Raw genomic sequence first — 15,256 nt, 5'->3', positions numbered from 1 at the left:
GAAAGGACCAGAAAACGGATGTCTCTCGTTCGAGCACTCGACAGATCAGCCTCCGGACTCAAGAACTTCCAGAGCCAGGCGAGTTCGGCCGGCAGCGCCGCGAAGAGCGTCGGCGACAAGGCGAAGTCCGGGGAAGGACAGCTCAAGCAGTTCAAGACCGCCGCCCAGGGCGCGGAAAAAGAGCTGAAGGACCTCAAAACCGCCTCCGATCAGGCCGAGAAGTCGCTCGGCAAGGCCGGGAAGACCGGTTCCACCGCCGGCACGAATCTCGGCAAGTACGAGTCGGGGGCCGGTAAGGCGGCCAAGGGCCAGGACAAGATGAACAAGTCGATGAAGGGCAACTTCTTCGGCATGCTCATGGACCTGCTCGCACCGCTCATCCAGAAGGTCGTCGAGATGGCGACCAAGTCGAAGACCATGCAGAAGGTCCTGGGCACGGCCTTCGGCGTCATCAAGACCGTGATCGGCACCGTCATGAAGGCCATCGGGCCGATCATGAAGAACGCCGCCAAACTCATCAAGTCGATCTGGACGGGCATCAAGACGGCGATCTCGGCCGTCGTCAAGGCCATCGCCACGGTCATCAAGACCTACGTCAACATCTGGAAGAAGGTCATCAGCACCGCGCTGAACGCGATCAAGACGGTCGTCTCCGGCGTCTGGAAGGGCATCAAGGCCGTCATTTCACCGGTCGTCAACTGGGTCAAGTCCGCGATCCCGAACGCCTTCAAGGCCGTCAAGGACAAGCTGTCCAGCATCTGGGGCGGCCTCAAGGGCATCGCGAGCCGCGCCTTCGACGGCATCAAGAGCGCGGTGAAAGGCCCGATCAACGCGGTCATCGGCATCATCAACCGCGCGATCGGCGCCCTCAACGGCATCAAGGTGTCGATCCCCGGCTGGGTGCCCGGCGTCGGCGGCAAGACCTTCGGCGTCAGCCTGCCCAGGATCCCCATGCTGGCCACCGGCGGTGTCGTCATGCCCCGCTCCGGCGGTGTCCCGGCGATCCTCGCCGAGGCCGGTGAGGCGGAGGCCGTCCTGCCGCTCAGCAAGCTGGACCGGCTGCTGCGACGGGCCGCCGCCCAGGGCCCGGCGTACGCCGGAGCCGCCGGGGCGGGCGGCGCGCTGCACATCGAGCACTACTACGCGGCCGAGACCAGCACCCCGCAGCGCACCGCCGACGCGCTGATGTTCCTGGCGAAGGCACGCGGATGACTGCCGCCGCGCTGTCCCCTGGAGCCGGGGCGGCCGACCTGTTCGCCGGAGTGGCGCCGGCCATGAACGCCTTGCGGTCCCGACTGGGGCCGAGCCACACCGCGGCGCGGTCTCTCGTCGGCCGGATCAAGGGCGCGCTCGGCGGCGTCGCCGGCATCGGTTCCGCCGCGTCCCAGGGCGCCGCCTCCGTACGTCAGGTCAAGACGGGCGCCGAGGCCGCCTCCCGCTCCGTCGTGAAGACCGGGCAGACCGCCACCGCCGCCGCCTCCGGCGTCACCTCGGCCGGCGCCCGGGCCAAGGGCGGACGGCGGGGCCTCGACGCCCTCAAGTCGGGCCTGGGCGTGCTCGCCCTCGCCGCCGGTTTCATCGACATCGCCGGCATCGTCGGCGACCTCATGGGCGTCTTCGGCACCGCCATGACCATCGGCGCCGGCGTCATGCTGATCATCAACGCGCTCACCCGGGCCAACCCCATCGGGTTCGTCACCGGGCTGCTGCTGCCCGTCGCCGGTTGGCTGCTCGATCTCGCGATGAACTCGGAGACCGGTCAGCGGCTGATGGAGCAGCTCGCCACCCTCGTGCTGAAGTACGTCGAGGGCTATCTGACGGTCATGACGCCGCTGCTCAAGGCCGTCGCGAGCGCGGTGAACACGTACGTCACCGTCTACCTCGGCGTCATCACCACCGCGCTCACGGTCGTGGGCACCCTCATCGGCACCGGTTTCGCCGTCCTGAAGGCGCTGACCACCGGGGACACCCGGGCGCTCAGCGGCAAGGTGTCGTCGGTCTGGCGCGGGTTCAAGGACGTGGTGAAGCCGGCGCTGGACTGGATCACCGAGGACGTCCCCCGGATGTTCACCCGGATCAAGGAGGCCACCTCCAACACCCTCGGCGCGATGGGGCAGTTCGTCACCACCGGCACGCAGACCGTCGCCGGCGTGGTCAAGGGACCGATCCAGGGGCTCATCGCCTTCGCCAACTGGGTCATCGACAAGCTCAACTCGCTGAGCTTCTCGATCCTCGGCAAGAAGTTCGGCGTCCACCTGGACAAGATCCCGATGCTCGCGGAGGGCGGCATCGCCGTCCCCGGCGCCTCCCGGGGCGCGGGCCGGGTGCTGTCGCTGACGGCCCTGGACCGGCAGCGGGCCCTCGCCCGGCGGCGCGGCACCCGGGGCTCCGGACAGCCGCACCGCATCCGGGAGTTCCACGAGAGCGCGGGCACGGGCGCCCGGGGCACCGCGGAAGACCTGCTCTTCCTGGCCGCAGCACACGCATGCACCTGAACCCGAGAGTGAGGTGACGGCCGAGATGGCCGAGACCACGACAACCGCATACACCGACGATGTGGCCCCCGGCTCACTCATCACCCGCGACGGGCAGATGCAGTGGGCCGGACTGCTGATGGGCCCCGGCACCCTGTACGAGATCGACCGCGGGGGCCTCAGCGGCTGGGAGGACCTGCCGGAGTACGACTCCTCCGACGCCGACCACCCCACCGCGCACGGCGCCTGGCCCGGCGCCCGCTACGCCAAGCCGCGCCGGGTCGGCGGCACGGTGTGGACCGTCCCGGCGCAGGACGACTCCGCCGCCTCGCTCGGCGCGATCCGGATCCTGCGCCAGGCGCTGCTGCTCGGCGACGCGGAGCGCTGGCTGGCGGTGCGGCTGCACGGCGAGACGCTGGCCGTGCGTGCCCGGGTCAGCCAGCGGCTGCTGGCCGCCGACCGGACCTACACCACGCAGGGCGTGTCCCGGGCGTCCGTGCAGTGGTACGCCACCGACCCGCGCCGCTACTCGGTCACCGAGCAGACCGCGGTCACCGGCGCCCCGCAGCCGGAGAGCGGGCTGACCTGGCCGCTGACCTGGCCGCTGTACTGGGGACAGGCGACCTCCACCGGAGACGTCAACGCGGACAACGGCGGCTCCGCGCCGACCCACCCGGTGATCACCTTCACCGGCCCGTGCGCCAACCCGACGGTGACCGACCGGACCTCGGCGCAGCGGCTGCGCTACGAGATCGCGCTGGCCGGCGGGGACGAGCTCGTCGTCGACACCGCCGCCGGCACCGTCACTCTCAACAACACCGCGTCGCGGCGGCACACCGCGGCCGCCGACAGCAGCCCCGAGGAGCTGTTCGCCTTCGCTCCCGGCCGCGCCCAGCTGGCCTTCCGGCCCGACGCCCACGGCGCCGGCGCGCAGATGAGCGTGCGCTGGCGAGAAGCGGAATGGTGACCGGCGCCCCCGGCCACACCCGCGCCCCGGCCGCACCCGCGTCAGCGTCAGCGTCAGCGGCGTGATCCGAACGACAGGCCCTAGATCACAGGAGACCAGGAGATGAACCTGCGCAGCTCATGGGTGGCCGAGACCGGCCAGACCCGCGAGGACACCCGCCTGACCCAGTTGGGCGCGACCACCCCGGCCAACCCGCTCGACGTCCGCTCCGGCATCCTGCCCGGTTCCTACGACGGTCTGTACCGGCTCGCGGGCTTCTGGATGGAGGGCGGCGCGGGCACCATGACCGCCACCGTCCACGAGGGTCGGGCCGTCGTCCAGGCCGACAGCAACCAGGGCGCCTACCCGGTCACGCTGGCCGAGCCGATCGCCCTCACCTTCGCGGACGGCGACGCCTCGTACGCCAGGATCGACGTGGTCGTCCTGCGGATCTACGACAACCAGTACGACGCCTCCGGCTTCACCAAGGCCGCGGTGGAGATCGTCAAGGGCATTCCGGCGGCCGCCCCGGAGGTGCCCCAGCTCCTGGGCATCGTGCTGCCGGTCTACCAGGTCCGGGTCCGGGCCGGCAGCAGCGCCGGAAACGGGGGCGTCAACTGGAACGACGAGGTCACCGACCTCCGCACGCCCACCGTCGCGGTCGGCGGCATCCTGCCCGTGGTCGGCGAGACCGGCAACGGCGCCTACCCCGGCCAGTACCGCGACTCCGGCGGCGCGCTGCAGCGCTGGGACGGTTCCGCCTGGGTCGGCTACCCGAGCGCCCTGGGCGGCATCGCCCCGAACGGCGCGGCCACCACGGCCAGTTACACCGGCCAGTACCGGGACAGTTCCGACGGCACCCTGCAGCGCTGGAACGGTTCGTCGTGGGTGTCGTACCAACGCGTTCCCACCTGGGCCAACTACACGCCCGTCTGGTACTCGTCCACGGGCGCCGCGCCCGTGGTCGGCAACGGCGCTCTCAACGGCAGGTACGTGAAGCTGGGCACGCTCGTCCATCTCCGGGTGCGGCTGGCGATCGGCACGACGACCAACCTCTCCGCACTGGACGCGGCCGGCGCCTGGTCCATCTCGCTGCCGTCCCCACCGGCCACCGGCTGGATGACCGACATCCTGCTGAACGTCGTCGGCTACAGCAGCAACGGCTTCCGGTTCTTCCAGGGCACCGCCCAGCTGTCGGCGAACAACGGCGGCACGGCCATCAGGTTCACCGTCGCCTCGGGCACGACCGCGGCGAGCACGGGCTGGACGAAGTCGGTGCCCTACACCTGGCAGGCCGGCGACGTCCTGTCGATCTGGGGCTCCTACGAGTCGGCCTCCTGATCCCCTCTCCGAAACCGCTCCCGACCCGCCCCGACCCCCGCCCCGACCCCTGACCTGGCCCGCCCTGACCTGACCCGCCCCGCCCCGACCTGGAAGGAAACGCCATGAGCGTTCGCTCCGCCTGGTTATCGCCCACCAGCCAGACCCGGGAGGACACCCGGGTCACCCAGATCGGGGCGGTCACCCCGGTCACCGACATCAAGGGACGCTCCGGCGTCCTGCCCGGCTCCGAGAACGGCCAGTACCGGGTCACCGGCCTCTGGCTGAACGGCACCACGGGCGGTATGACGGCCACCGTCGGCGTCGGCCGGGCGATCATCCAGACGTCCGTCGCCCGGGGCGCGTACCCGGTCGCCGTCACCGAACCGGTCCCGCTCACCTTCGAGTCCGGCGACCCCCAGTTCGGCCGGATCGACCTCGTCGTCCTGCGGATCTACGACGACGACTACGACGGCTCCGGCCGCACCGAGGCCGTCCTGGAGATCGTCAAGGGCGCCCCGGCCGCCACCCCGGTCGCACCCGCCGCCCCGGACGCCTCCCTCGTCCTGTTCACCGTCGCCGTCGCCAAGAACGCGGCCGCCGGCTCCGGCGGCATCGACTGGGACAGCGCCCGCGTCGACCTGCGTCCCACCACCGTCCCGGTGGGCGGCATCCTGCCGACCCGCTCCGACGACACCGCCCCCGGCGGCTACCCCGGGCACTACCGCGACGTCAACAGCACGCTCCAGCGCTGGGACGCCACCGCCTGGGTGGCGTATCCGAAGGGCATCGGCGGGCTCGTCCCGGCCGGCGTGCTCACCACCGGCGGCTACCCCGGCCAGTACCGGGACTCCGCCGCCGGACAGCTCCAGCGCTGGAACGGTGCCGCCTGGCTGCCCGCCGTGCCGGGGCCGGCCTTCGCGTCCTCGCTCGACGCCGGCTACACGGCCTCGACGACCTACACGGCCGCCCTGGTCGACACGAGCGTCGCCGCGCTCACGCTCACCTTCGTCGCCCCGCCGTCCGGCGCCGTGATCATCAGTCTGGGCGCCCGGATGGCCACCACGAGCAGCGAGTCCGTGTCCGCGCATATGTCCCCGCAGGTCACGCTCGGTACGACGGTGATCTGGGCGGCGGACGACGAGCGGGCCGCGTCGGGCTCGGGCGCGCTCTACAAGTCGGTCTCGACCCAACTGCGCCTGGGCTCCCTCACCGTCGGCTCGACCTACACGATCACCGCGATGCACCGGTCGTCCAGCGCCACCGTCAACGCCTGGTTCGACAACCTGTTCATCCGCGTCGACCCGATCGCCTGACCCTCTCTCCGCTTCCCGAAAAGGAGTCGATCATGCCCGTGCGCTCCGGATGGCTGTCCCCCGACAGCCAGTCACGCGAGGACACCCGCCTCGTCTCGCTCGGCGCCCTGACGCCCACCTCGCCGGTCGCCACCCGCTCCGGTGTGCTGCCGGGCTCCTCCGAAGGCCTCTACCGCATCGCCGGCTTCACCCTCACGGGCACGTCGAACAGCATGTCCGCCACGGTCAGCCCCGGCCGTGCCGTGCTTCAGAGCACCGACGTCCGGGGCGCCTACCCGGTCGCCCTCACCGAGTACGTGCCTCTGACGTTCGCCGACGGCGATCCCCTGTACAGCCGCATCGACGTCGTCGTCCTGCGGATCTACGACGACGTCTACGACGCCTCGACCACCGGCAGCCGCACCGAGGCCGTCGTCGAGATCGTCCCGGGCACCCCGGCCGCCGCCCCGGTCCTACCCCCCCTGCCCGGTCTGTGCCTGCCGCTGTACCAGGTCCCCGTGGCGGCCAAGGCGAGCGCCGGCACCGGCGGCATCGCCTGGAGTTCGACGACCGACCGCCGGACGGCCACGGTCGGCGTCGGCGGCATCCTCCCGGTGGTCACCGACACCACGGGCGGCGCCTACCCCGGCCAGTACCGGGACCTGGGCGGCCAGCTCCAGCGCTGGAGCGGCACCGCCTGGACCGACTACCCGGTGCTGCCGACCTGGCAGAGCTGGACGCCGGGCTGGACGACCGGTTCCGGCCTGGCCACCCCGTCGTACGGCAACTCCGTCCTCAACTGCCGGTACGTCAAGTTCGGCACCACCGTGCACCTCAGCTTCTCGATCCAGTTCGGCACCACGACCAACTTCGGCACCAGCCCCCTCACCTCGGACAACTGGCGGTTCGGGCTGCCGGCGTCCGCGTCGGCCGTCCACCAGATGGCCGGCTGGGCCGAGGTGGGCGCCTCCAACGGCGCGCGTGCCATGTGCCGGATCTACCTCGCCACGACCGACACCTTCGAGCTGGGCATCGCCTCGGGCCGGCCCGACGCCACCGCCATCGTCACGCCCACCTGGGGCACCGTGGACTCCCTGACGCCGTGGACCTGGGCCAGCGGCCAGGCCGTCCGGGGCACCGCCACCTACGAGGCCGCGTCATGACGACCACCACCACGCCGTACCGGGCGATCTTCTGCGATCTGCGCACCGACGACACCATCGACATCCTGCCCCTGCGGGACGTCACCGTCGACGACTACATCGGCAAGCCGGGATCCCTCTCCGGCACCGTCCCGGTCCCCAACGCGGAGGTGGCCGCCCGGGTCCGCCGCATCGAGGAGGGCCGCACCGCGGTCTACCTCCAGCGCGGCAACGACCTGTGGTGGGGCGGCATCATCTGGACGTCCACCCTGCAGAGCGACGACCGCGGTGTGCTCACCCTCGGCATCCAGGCGGCCACCTTCGAGTCCTACGCGGGCCGCCGCCGCATCCGCCAGGACCTCACGTTCACCGGGACCGACGACCAACTGGAGGTCGCGCGACGGCTGTGGCGGCACCTCCAGACCGGCGAGCTCGTCGAGGTGGCCGACGACGACGACGGCGACGGGGCGCCCGAGGGCCGGGGTGAAGAGGGCGACGTCACCACCGTCGTCGGCGGCGACATCGGCGTCACCTTCGGCACCGAGTCCTCCCCGGCCAAGCGCGCGGTGTCGTACCGCGACGGCGACGAGACCGTCTACCTGGAGGCGATCGACGCACTCGCCGCCCTGGAGAACGGCTTCGAGCACTACATCGCCGTCTACCGCGACCCGGTCACCGGCACCCGCGTCCGCCGGCTGCGGCTGGGCAGCCCGAAGATCACCACCGGCACCACCGACCTGGTGATGGACCGGCCCGGCACGATCCTGTCGTACACCTTCCCGCGCGACGCCACCCGCGGCGGCACCACCGCCCGGGCCCGCGGCGCCACCGACAACACCAACCAGGCCGTGGAGTCCCGCCCGCTGTTCGCCGACGCCGACATCCCCGTCGGCACGAACCTGATCAAGGTCGGCTACCCGCGCATCGACCTCGCCTCGGACCACAACGACATCGCCAGCATCCCGGTCCTGCGCTCGCTGGCCAACGCCGAACTCGCCGAGGGCGTCGGCGCGGTGGTGATCCCCGAGATCAGCGTCCGCCTCGACGACCTGGTGCCGTCCGCGCTGCTGGGCCGCACCGTCCGGCTGCGGATCACCGACGAGTGGTGGACCGAGGGCCTGGACGCCCGCTACCGGATCGTCGGCGTCAAGGTCAGCCCGGCCCAGCGCGGCCGCCCGGACACCGCCGAGCTCTACCTGGAGGAGGTCTGATGCCCCAGCTCCCCGAAGACATCATCGACCGGCTCACCCAGATGGAACGCCGCATCCAGCAGCTGTCCACCGCCGTGAACACCCGGCCCGCGCTCAACACGATCACCGGCGGCGAGGTGGAGATCAAGGACGGCGCCCTGAAGGTGACCGACGGCGGCACCTTCGTGGTCCAGCGGCCCAACACCGAGGAGCCGATGTTCCGGGTCGGCTCCTGGAAGGGCGAGGAGTACGGCCTGGAGATCCACCGCCAGACCGGCAGCCTCGCCATGACCCTGTTCAACGGCGACAGCAGCGCCGGCTCGCTCCAGCCGCTGCGGATCTACGACAACGGCAACCGGGAGATCATCTCCGACGACGTCAACACCGGCGGCCTGGCCCGGCCCTGGCTGACCATGCTGCCGCCGCAGGACACCACGCCGGCACGCTGGCCGCAGTCCACGTCGACGGCCTGGACGACGATCGCGAGGTCGTACAACCCGGTCTGGCAGCCGAAGATGCGGCTCCGGGTGAGCACCAGCGTCAGTTCCGGCGGGGCCGGCCAGGTCCGGGTGCTCGTCAACAGCGTCCAGTGGGGTCCCACGGTCACCGCCGGCGTCGAGTTCGACTACACCGACGTGGTCGCCACCACCTTCTCCACGGCGTTCACCGGCACGGTCACGGTGGAGATCCAGGCCATCGTCACCACGTCCGGCACCGTCTACGCGACCCCGACCCTCATGCACGGCCGCCAGACCTGACCCACGGCGCGACCGAGGAAGGCAGCACCTCCATGGACATCGACCCCACCCAGCCCTGGGGCCTCGCGATCGACTACGCGGGCCGGGCCACCCTCACCGAGGGCGGCCACACGATCCACGTCAACGTCTCCGACACCAGCCTCAGCTCGACCATCGGGCCCGACTCGATCACCGGCACCTACTCGGCCGTCAACATCACCGCCCAGTTCACCCGGAGCGGCGCGGGCGGCGCCGTCCTGCGCGGCTACGGCCGGATCACCGTGATGCCCGTCGGCACGGCCCCGGTCGTCCCCGACCGGACGGCGATCCAGCGCGCGGTCGCCGCGGCCCTGGCCGACTTCGGCACCAACACGGCCGCGTACGCCGCCCTGTGCGCCCAGTGGCAACCGGACGACGGGGACGACACCGCCACGGACCCCGAGCCCGACACCGAGACCGACACCGAGACCGACGCGGACACCGACACGGACACGGACATCGTCGTCTGAGGTCCTGCCCGCCGACAGCACCGACCCGACACCGACACCCCACCCCGCCCCGAGCCGCTCCCCCGCCGGCCGGGGTTTTCTCATGCCCGGAACCACCCAGGGAGGCACCACCATGGCCAACCCCCTCTCCGCCGACGCCCTCGTGTCCGCACTGCGGGCCGAGGGCGTCACCGTCGTCGAGTACTCCGGCTGGCGCACCCACAACCGCAACCACAAGGGAAGCTGGGGCCCGGTCAACGGCGTGATCATCCACCACACCGTCACCTCTGGCACCAGCAACAGCGTGAGCCTCTGCTACAACGGCCACTCCACCCTGCCCGGCCCCCTCTGCCACGGCGTGATCGCCAAGGACGGCACGGTCCACCTCGTCGGCAACGGCCGCGCCAACCACGCCGGCAGCGGCGACGGCGACGTCCTCAAAGCCGTCGTCGCCGAGAAGGCGCTGCCCGCGCCGAACGAGAACGACACGGACGGCAACGTCCACTTCTACGGCTTCGAGTGCGTCAACCTCGGCGACGGCAAGGACCCCTGGCCCGCCGTCCAGCTGGAGGCCATGGTCCGGGCGTCCGCCGCGCTGTGCCGGGCGCACGGCTGGTCGGCCGGCTCGGTGATCGGCCACAAGGAGTGGACGAACAAGAAGATCGACCCGCGCGGCTTCTCGATGTCGGACTTCCGGATCAGGGTCGCGAGCCGCCTCGGCGCCAAGCCCAGCGGCTCCACGGGCTCCACGGGCTCCACGGGCTCGACCGGTTCCGGCAACTCCGGTACGGCCAAGCCGACTTACCAGCCGTTCCCCGGCGACGCCTGGTTCAGGAAGAACCCGAAGTCGGCGATCGTCACCGCGATGGGCAAGCGCCTGGTCGCCGTCGGCTGCTCCGAGTACGCCTCCGGCCCCGGCCCGCAGTGGACCGACGCCGACCGCCGCTCCTACGCCCGATGGCAGCGCAAGCTCGGCTACACCGGCACCGCCGCCGACGGCTGGCCGGGCGCCACGTCCTGGGCGGCCCTCAAAGTCCCCCACAGCTCCTGAGAATCGAGGAACCCGATGTCAGAGGCCGCCAAGCGCACCCTCCGCACCGTTCTCCAGACCGCTGTCGGCCTGTGCGTCCTGCTGCCGACGGTCGTCGACGCCGCCGGCATCCCCGAGACCCTGCCCTGGGTCGCCGGCGCGCTCACCGCCGCCGCGGGCATGACCAGGATCATGGTCCTGCCCGCCGTCCAGACCCTGCTGCCCTCGTGGCTGCGCACGGACGCCCGGCCGAACGAGGACACCGAACTGCTGTCGCTGGCCCGGACGACCGACGAGCGGGGCGACGCATGAACGAACCCCTCTCCGACCCGGCCGCCGTCGCCCTGGAACTGGAGCGGCTGCGCGGCACCGTCGAGGCCGGGTTCGCCCGGGTCGACGGCTCGCTCGCCCTGCTGGTCCAGCGCAGCGACCAGACCGACAAGCAGCTCGCCGACCACGAGCACCGCCTCGACGCCCTGGAACGCTCCCGCTGGCCGCTCGCCAGCATCGGCGCCCTGGCCGCCCTGGCGACGGTGGCCGTCGCCGCCTGGGAACTGACGGCACGCTGAAACGCCGAAGGGCGGTCACCCCGTACGAACCGGGGTGACCGCCCTTCGGAACCAACTACCAGAACCGACTACTACTGGTTGTACGGACCGTAGTCGTAGTCCTCCAGCGGAACGGCCTGGCCGGAGCCCGTGCCGAACGGCGAGTAGTCGATGTCGTCGTAGCCGACGGCCGAGTACATCGCGGCCTTGGCCTCTTCGGTCGGCTCGACCCGGATGTTGCGGTAGCGGGCGAGACCCGTACCGGCCGGGATGAGCTTACCGATGATGACGTTCTCCTTGAGGCCGATCAGGGAGTCGGACTTGGCGTTGATCGCCGCGTCCGTCAGCACCCTGGTCGTCTCCTGGAAGGACGCCGCCGACAGCCAGGACTCCGTGGCCAGCGAGGCCTTGGTGATACCCATGAGCTGCGGACGACCGGAGGCCGGGTGACCGCCCTCCTGCACCACACGACGGTTCTCGACCTCGAACTTCGAGCGCTCGACGAGCTCGCCGGGCAGCAGCTCGGCGTCGCCGGACTCGATGATCGTCACCCGGCGCAGCATCTGCCGGATGATGATCTCGATGTGCTTGTCGTGGATCGACACACCCTGCGAGTTGTACACCTTCTGGACCTCGCCGACCAGGTGGACCTGGACGGCACGCTGACCCAGGATGCGCAGCACGTCGTGCGGGTTGGTGGCACCCACGGTGAGCTTCTGGCCCACCTCGACGTGCTCGCCCTCGCTGACCAGGAGACGGGCGCGCTTCGAGATCGGGAACGCCGTCTCGTCGCTGCCGTCGTCCGGCGTGATGACGATCTTCTTGGTCTTCTCGGTCTCCTCGATCCGCACGCGGCCCTGGGCCTCGGAGATCGGGGCGACACCCTTCGGGGTACGGGCCTCGAAGAGCTCGACGACACGCGGCAGACCCTGGGTGATGTCGTCACCGGCCACACCACCGGTGTGGAAGGTACGCATCGTCAGCTGGGTGCCGGGCTCACCGATGGACTGGGCGGCGATGATGCCGACCGCCTCACCGATGTCGACCAGCTTGCCGGTGGCCAGCGAGCGGCCGTAGCACATGGCGCAGGTGCCGACCTGGGACTCACAGGTCAGGATCGAGCGGGTCTTGACCTCCTCGACACCGTGTCGGACCAGCTGGTCGATGAGCACATCGCCCAGGTCCACGTTGGCCGGCGCGATCACCTTGCCGTCGATGACGACGTCCTCGGCGAGCATGCGGGCGTAGACGCTGGTCTCGACGTCGTCCGTCTTGCGGAGAGCGCCGTCCTCGCCGCGGATCGCGATCTTCAGCTTCAGACCGCGCTCGGTGCCGCAGTCCTCCTCGCGGATGATGACGTCCTGCGAGACGTCCACCAGACGACGGGTCAGGTAACCCGAGTCGGCGGTACGCAGGGCGGTGTCCGCCAGACCCTTACGGGCACCGTGCGTGGAGATGAAGTACTCCAGCACGGACAGGCCCTCACGGAAGGACGCCTTGATCGGACGCGGGATGGTCTCGTTCTTCGCGTTCGACACCAGACCACGCATACCGGCGATCTGCCGCATCTGCATCATGTTTCCTCGGGCACCCGAGTCAACCATCATGAAGATGGGGTTCGTCTTGGGGAAGTTCGCGTTCATCGCCTCGGCGACCTCGTTGGTCGCCTTGGTCCAGATCGCGATGAGCTCCTGCGTGCGCTCTTCCTTGGTGATCAGACCGCGCTCGTACTGCTTCTGGACCTTCTCGTCCTGCGCCTCGTAGCCCTTGACGATCTCCTTCTTCGCCTCGGGAACGACGACGTCGGAGATGGCCACGGTGACGCCGGAACGGGTCGCCCAGTAGAAGCCGGACGCCTTCAGGTTGTCGAGCGTCGCCGCCACGATGACCTTGGGGTAGCGCTCGGCCAGGTCGTTGACGATCTCGGAGAGCTGCTTCTTGCCCACCGAGTAGTCGACGAACGGGTAGTCCTCGGGCAGCAGCTCGTTGAAGAGCGCACGGCCCAGGGTCGTCCGCAGGCGGAAGGTGTCACCCTGCTGCCACTCCGGCTCGCCCTCCTCGCGTGCCGGCGGCGTCCAGCCACGCGGCGGGATGGTGCCCACCGGGAAGCGGATGTCGATCGCCGACTGCAGCGCGAGCTCACCGGCGTCGAACGCCATGATCGCCTCGGCCGTGGAGCCGAAGGACCGGCCCTCGCCCTTGACGTCACGCAGCTCACCGTCGGTGGTGAGGAAGAACAGACCGAGGACCATGTCCTGGGTCGGCATCGTCACCGGACGGCCGTCGGCGGGCTTGAGGATGTTGTTCGAGGACAGCATCAGGATGCGCGCCTCGGCCTGCGCCTCCGCGGAGAGCGGCAGGTGGACGGCCATCTGGTCACCGTCGAAGTCCGCGTTGAACGCGGTGCAGACGAGCGGGTGGATCTGGATGGCCTTGCCCTCGACCAGCTGCGGCTCGAAGGCCTGGATGCCCAGGCGGTGCAGGGTGGGGGCACGGTTCAGCAGCACCGGGTGCTCGGCGATGACCTCTTCGAGGACGTCGTACACGACGGTGCGGCCGCGCTCCACCATGCGCTTGGCGCTCTTGATGTTCTGCGCGTGGTTGAGGTCCACGAGCCGCTTCATCACGAACGGCTTGAAGAGCTCCAGCGCCATCGCCTTCGGCAGACCGCACTGGTGCAGCTTCAGCTGCGGACCGACGACGATCACGGAACGCGCGGAGTAGTCCACACGCTTGCCGAGCAGGTTCTGACGGAATCGACCCTGCTTGCCCTTCAGCATGTCGCTGAGGGACTTCAGCGGGCGGTTACCGGGACCGGTGACCGGACGACCACGACGGCCGTTGTCGAACAGCGCGTCCACGGCCTCCTGGAGCATGCGCTTCTCGTTGTTCACGATGATCTCGGGCGCACCGAGGTCGAGAAGGCGCTTCAGGCGGTTGTTCCGGTTGATCACACGGCGGTACAGGTCGTTCAGGTCGGAGGTCGCGAAGCGGCCACCGTCCAGCTGCACCATCGGGCGAAGGTCCGGCGGGATGACCGGCACGCAGTCCAGCACCATGCCCTTGGGGCTGTTGCTGGTCTGCAGGAACGCGGAGACGACCTTGAGGCGCTTGAGCGCACGGGTCTTCTTCTGGCCCTTGCCGGTCCGGATGATCTCGCGGAGCTTCTCGGCCTCCTCGTCGAGGTCGAAGGACTCCAGGCGCTTCTGCAGCGCCGCGGCGCCCATCGAGCCGTCGAAGTACGTGCCGAAGCGGTCACGCAGCTCGCGGTAGAGGAGCTCGTCGCCCTCGAGGTCCTGGACCTTGAGGTTCTTGAAGCGCGTCCACACCTCGTCGAGACGGTCGATCTCGCGCTGCGCACGGTCGCGCAGCTGCTTCATCTCACGCTCGGCGCCTTCGCGCACCTTGCGGCGCACATCGGCCTTGGCGCCCTCGGCCTCGAGCTCGGCCAGGTCGGTCTCGAGCTTCTTGGCGCGGGCCTCGAGGTCGGCGTCGCGCCGGTTCTCGATCTGCTGACGCTCGACGGAGACGTGCGCCTCCAGCGAGGGCAGGTCACGCGTACGACGCTCGTCGTCGACGAACGTGATCATGTACGCCGCGAAGTAGATGACCTTCTCGAGGTCCTTCGGGGCGAGGTCGAGCAGGTATCCGAGGCGCGACGGAACGCCCTTGAAGTACCAGATGTGCGTGACGGGGGCGGCCAGCTCGATGTGGCCCATCCGCTCACGACGCACCTTGGCGCGAGTGACCTCGACGCCGCAGCGCTCGCAGATGATGCCCTTGAACCGGACACGCTTGTACTTGCCGCAGTAGCACTCCCAGTCCCGGGTCGGACCGAAGATCTTCTCGCAGAAGAGTCCGTCCTTCTCGGGCTTGAGCGTGCGGTAGTTGATCGTCTCGGGCTTCTTGACCTCGCCGTGGCTCCACTGACGGATGTCGTCCGCCGTGGCCAGGCCGATCCGGAGCTCGTCGAAGAAGTTGACGTCGAGCACTATGCGTCAATCCCTCTCAGGGTTGTAAGTCTTGGGGTCTGATACGGGGGTCCCGGGGCCGGCCGGAGGATCAGGGATCTTCATCGCTGAACCT

General features: G+C 70.1%; 13 protein-coding genes. 12 read left to right on the top strand and 1 reads right to left on the bottom strand.

All coding sequences use genetic code 11. The features are described from left to right. Window positions 1-18 precede the first annotated feature (18 nt). The 12 genes from ACWD4O_RS22180 (at window position 19) to ACWD4O_RS22125 (ending at window position 11,191) form a co-directional block, all read left to right on the top strand. Complete coding sequence (locus tag ACWD4O_RS22180) at window positions 19-1,212, top strand: phage tail protein (protein ID WP_451282115.1); 1,194 nt, start codon at window positions 19-21, stop codon at window positions 1,210-1,212. Continuing rightward, window positions 1,209-2,495, top strand: coding sequence for a tape-measure protein (locus tag ACWD4O_RS22175; protein WP_451282113.1), 1,287 nt, complete (start codon window positions 1,209-1,211; stop codon window positions 2,493-2,495). The genes ACWD4O_RS22180 and ACWD4O_RS22175 overlap by 4 nt, the downstream gene beginning before the upstream one ends. A gap of 25 nt (window positions 2,496-2,520) precedes the next feature. Beyond that, window positions 2,521-3,441: a phage distal tail protein gene (locus tag ACWD4O_RS22170; RefSeq protein ID WP_451282111.1), complete on the top strand. Its 921-nt coding sequence runs from the start codon at window positions 2,521-2,523 to the stop codon at window positions 3,439-3,441. A gap of 102 nt (window positions 3,442-3,543) precedes the next feature. Next, a complete protein-coding gene (locus tag ACWD4O_RS22165) occupies window positions 3,544-4,761 on the top strand; it encodes a hypothetical protein (protein ID WP_451282109.1) in 1,218 nt (405 codons plus the stop codon). A gap of 104 nt (window positions 4,762-4,865) precedes the next feature. Further along, window positions 4,866-6,056 (top strand): hypothetical protein, encoded by a 1,191-nt coding sequence (locus ACWD4O_RS22160; protein WP_451282107.1) that lies wholly within the window; start codon window positions 4,866-4,868, stop codon window positions 6,054-6,056. A gap of 32 nt (window positions 6,057-6,088) precedes the next feature. Continuing rightward, window positions 6,089-7,198: a hypothetical protein gene (locus tag ACWD4O_RS22155; RefSeq protein ID WP_451282105.1), complete on the top strand. Its 1,110-nt coding sequence runs from the start codon at window positions 6,089-6,091 to the stop codon at window positions 7,196-7,198. Continuing rightward, entirely contained in the window at window positions 7,195-8,388 is a 1,194-nt protein-coding gene (locus ACWD4O_RS22150; RefSeq protein WP_451282103.1) for a hypothetical protein, read from the top strand. Before ACWD4O_RS22155 ends, ACWD4O_RS22150 begins: the two co-directional genes overlap by 4 nt. Beyond that, entirely contained in the window at window positions 8,388-9,125 is a 738-nt protein-coding gene (locus tag ACWD4O_RS22145) for a hypothetical protein (protein WP_451282101.1), read from the top strand. The genes ACWD4O_RS22150 and ACWD4O_RS22145 overlap by 1 nt, the downstream gene beginning before the upstream one ends. A 32-nt stretch (window positions 9,126-9,157) precedes the next feature. Beyond that, a complete protein-coding gene (locus ACWD4O_RS22140) occupies window positions 9,158-9,613 on the top strand; it encodes an ATP-binding protein (protein WP_451282099.1) in 456 nt (151 codons plus the stop codon). Window positions 9,614-9,725: 112 nt separating this feature from the next. Beyond that, window positions 9,726-10,643 (top strand): peptidoglycan-binding protein, encoded by a 918-nt coding sequence (locus tag ACWD4O_RS22135; protein WP_451282097.1) that lies wholly within the window; start codon window positions 9,726-9,728, stop codon window positions 10,641-10,643. Window positions 10,644-10,658: 15 nt separating this feature from the next. Continuing rightward, window positions 10,659-10,934: a hypothetical protein gene (locus ACWD4O_RS22130; protein ID WP_451282095.1), complete on the top strand. Its 276-nt coding sequence runs from the start codon at window positions 10,659-10,661 to the stop codon at window positions 10,932-10,934. Continuing rightward, window positions 10,931-11,191 (top strand): hypothetical protein, encoded by a 261-nt coding sequence (locus ACWD4O_RS22125; protein WP_351903882.1) that lies wholly within the window; start codon window positions 10,931-10,933, stop codon window positions 11,189-11,191. Before ACWD4O_RS22130 ends, ACWD4O_RS22125 begins: the two co-directional genes overlap by 4 nt. 71 nt (window positions 11,192-11,262) lie before the next feature. Here the strand turns inward: ACWD4O_RS22125 and ACWD4O_RS22120 are convergent, their stop codons facing one another. Beyond that, window positions 11,263-15,162 (bottom strand): DNA-directed RNA polymerase subunit beta', encoded by a 3,900-nt coding sequence (locus ACWD4O_RS22120; protein WP_451282093.1) that lies wholly within the window; start codon window positions 15,160-15,162, stop codon window positions 11,263-11,265. Window positions 15,163-15,256: the final 94 nt, after the last annotated feature.

Source organism: Streptomyces sp. NPDC002623 (genome assembly GCF_053592635.1).
This window is presented reverse-complemented; position numbering and strand designations above follow the sequence as displayed.

Bases quoted from the DNA above. Each gene is read 5' to 3' on its own strand.
- ACWD4O_RS22155 (WP_451282105.1), top strand. From the start codon at position 6,089: ATGCCCGTGCGCTCCGGATGGCTGTCCCCCGACAGCCAGTCACGCGAG.
- ACWD4O_RS22160 (WP_451282107.1), top strand. From the start codon at position 4,866: ATGAGCGTTCGCTCCGCCTGGTTATCGCCCACCAGCCAGACCCGGGAG.
- ACWD4O_RS22135 (WP_451282097.1), top strand. From the start codon at position 9,726: ATGGCCAACCCCCTCTCCGCCGACGCCCTCGTGTCCGCACTGCGGGCC.
- ACWD4O_RS22165 (WP_451282109.1), top strand. From the start codon at position 3,544: ATGAACCTGCGCAGCTCATGGGTGGCCGAGACCGGCCAGACCCGCGAG.
- ACWD4O_RS22125 (WP_351903882.1), top strand. From the start codon at position 10,931: ATGAACGAACCCCTCTCCGACCCGGCCGCCGTCGCCCTGGAACTGGAG.
- ACWD4O_RS22145 (WP_451282101.1), top strand. From the start codon at position 8,388: ATGCCCCAGCTCCCCGAAGACATCATCGACCGGCTCACCCAGATGGAA.
- ACWD4O_RS22140 (WP_451282099.1), top strand. From the start codon at position 9,158: ATGGACATCGACCCCACCCAGCCCTGGGGCCTCGCGATCGACTACGCG.
- ACWD4O_RS22170 (WP_451282111.1), top strand. From the start codon at position 2,521: ATGGCCGAGACCACGACAACCGCATACACCGACGATGTGGCCCCCGGC.
- ACWD4O_RS22175 (WP_451282113.1), top strand. From the start codon at position 1,209: ATGACTGCCGCCGCGCTGTCCCCTGGAGCCGGGGCGGCCGACCTGTTC.
- ACWD4O_RS22130 (WP_451282095.1), top strand. From the start codon at position 10,659: ATGTCAGAGGCCGCCAAGCGCACCCTCCGCACCGTTCTCCAGACCGCT.
- ACWD4O_RS22150 (WP_451282103.1), top strand. From the start codon at position 7,195: ATGACGACCACCACCACGCCGTACCGGGCGATCTTCTGCGATCTGCGC.
- ACWD4O_RS22180 (WP_451282115.1), top strand. From the start codon at position 19: ATGTCTCTCGTTCGAGCACTCGACAGATCAGCCTCCGGACTCAAGAAC.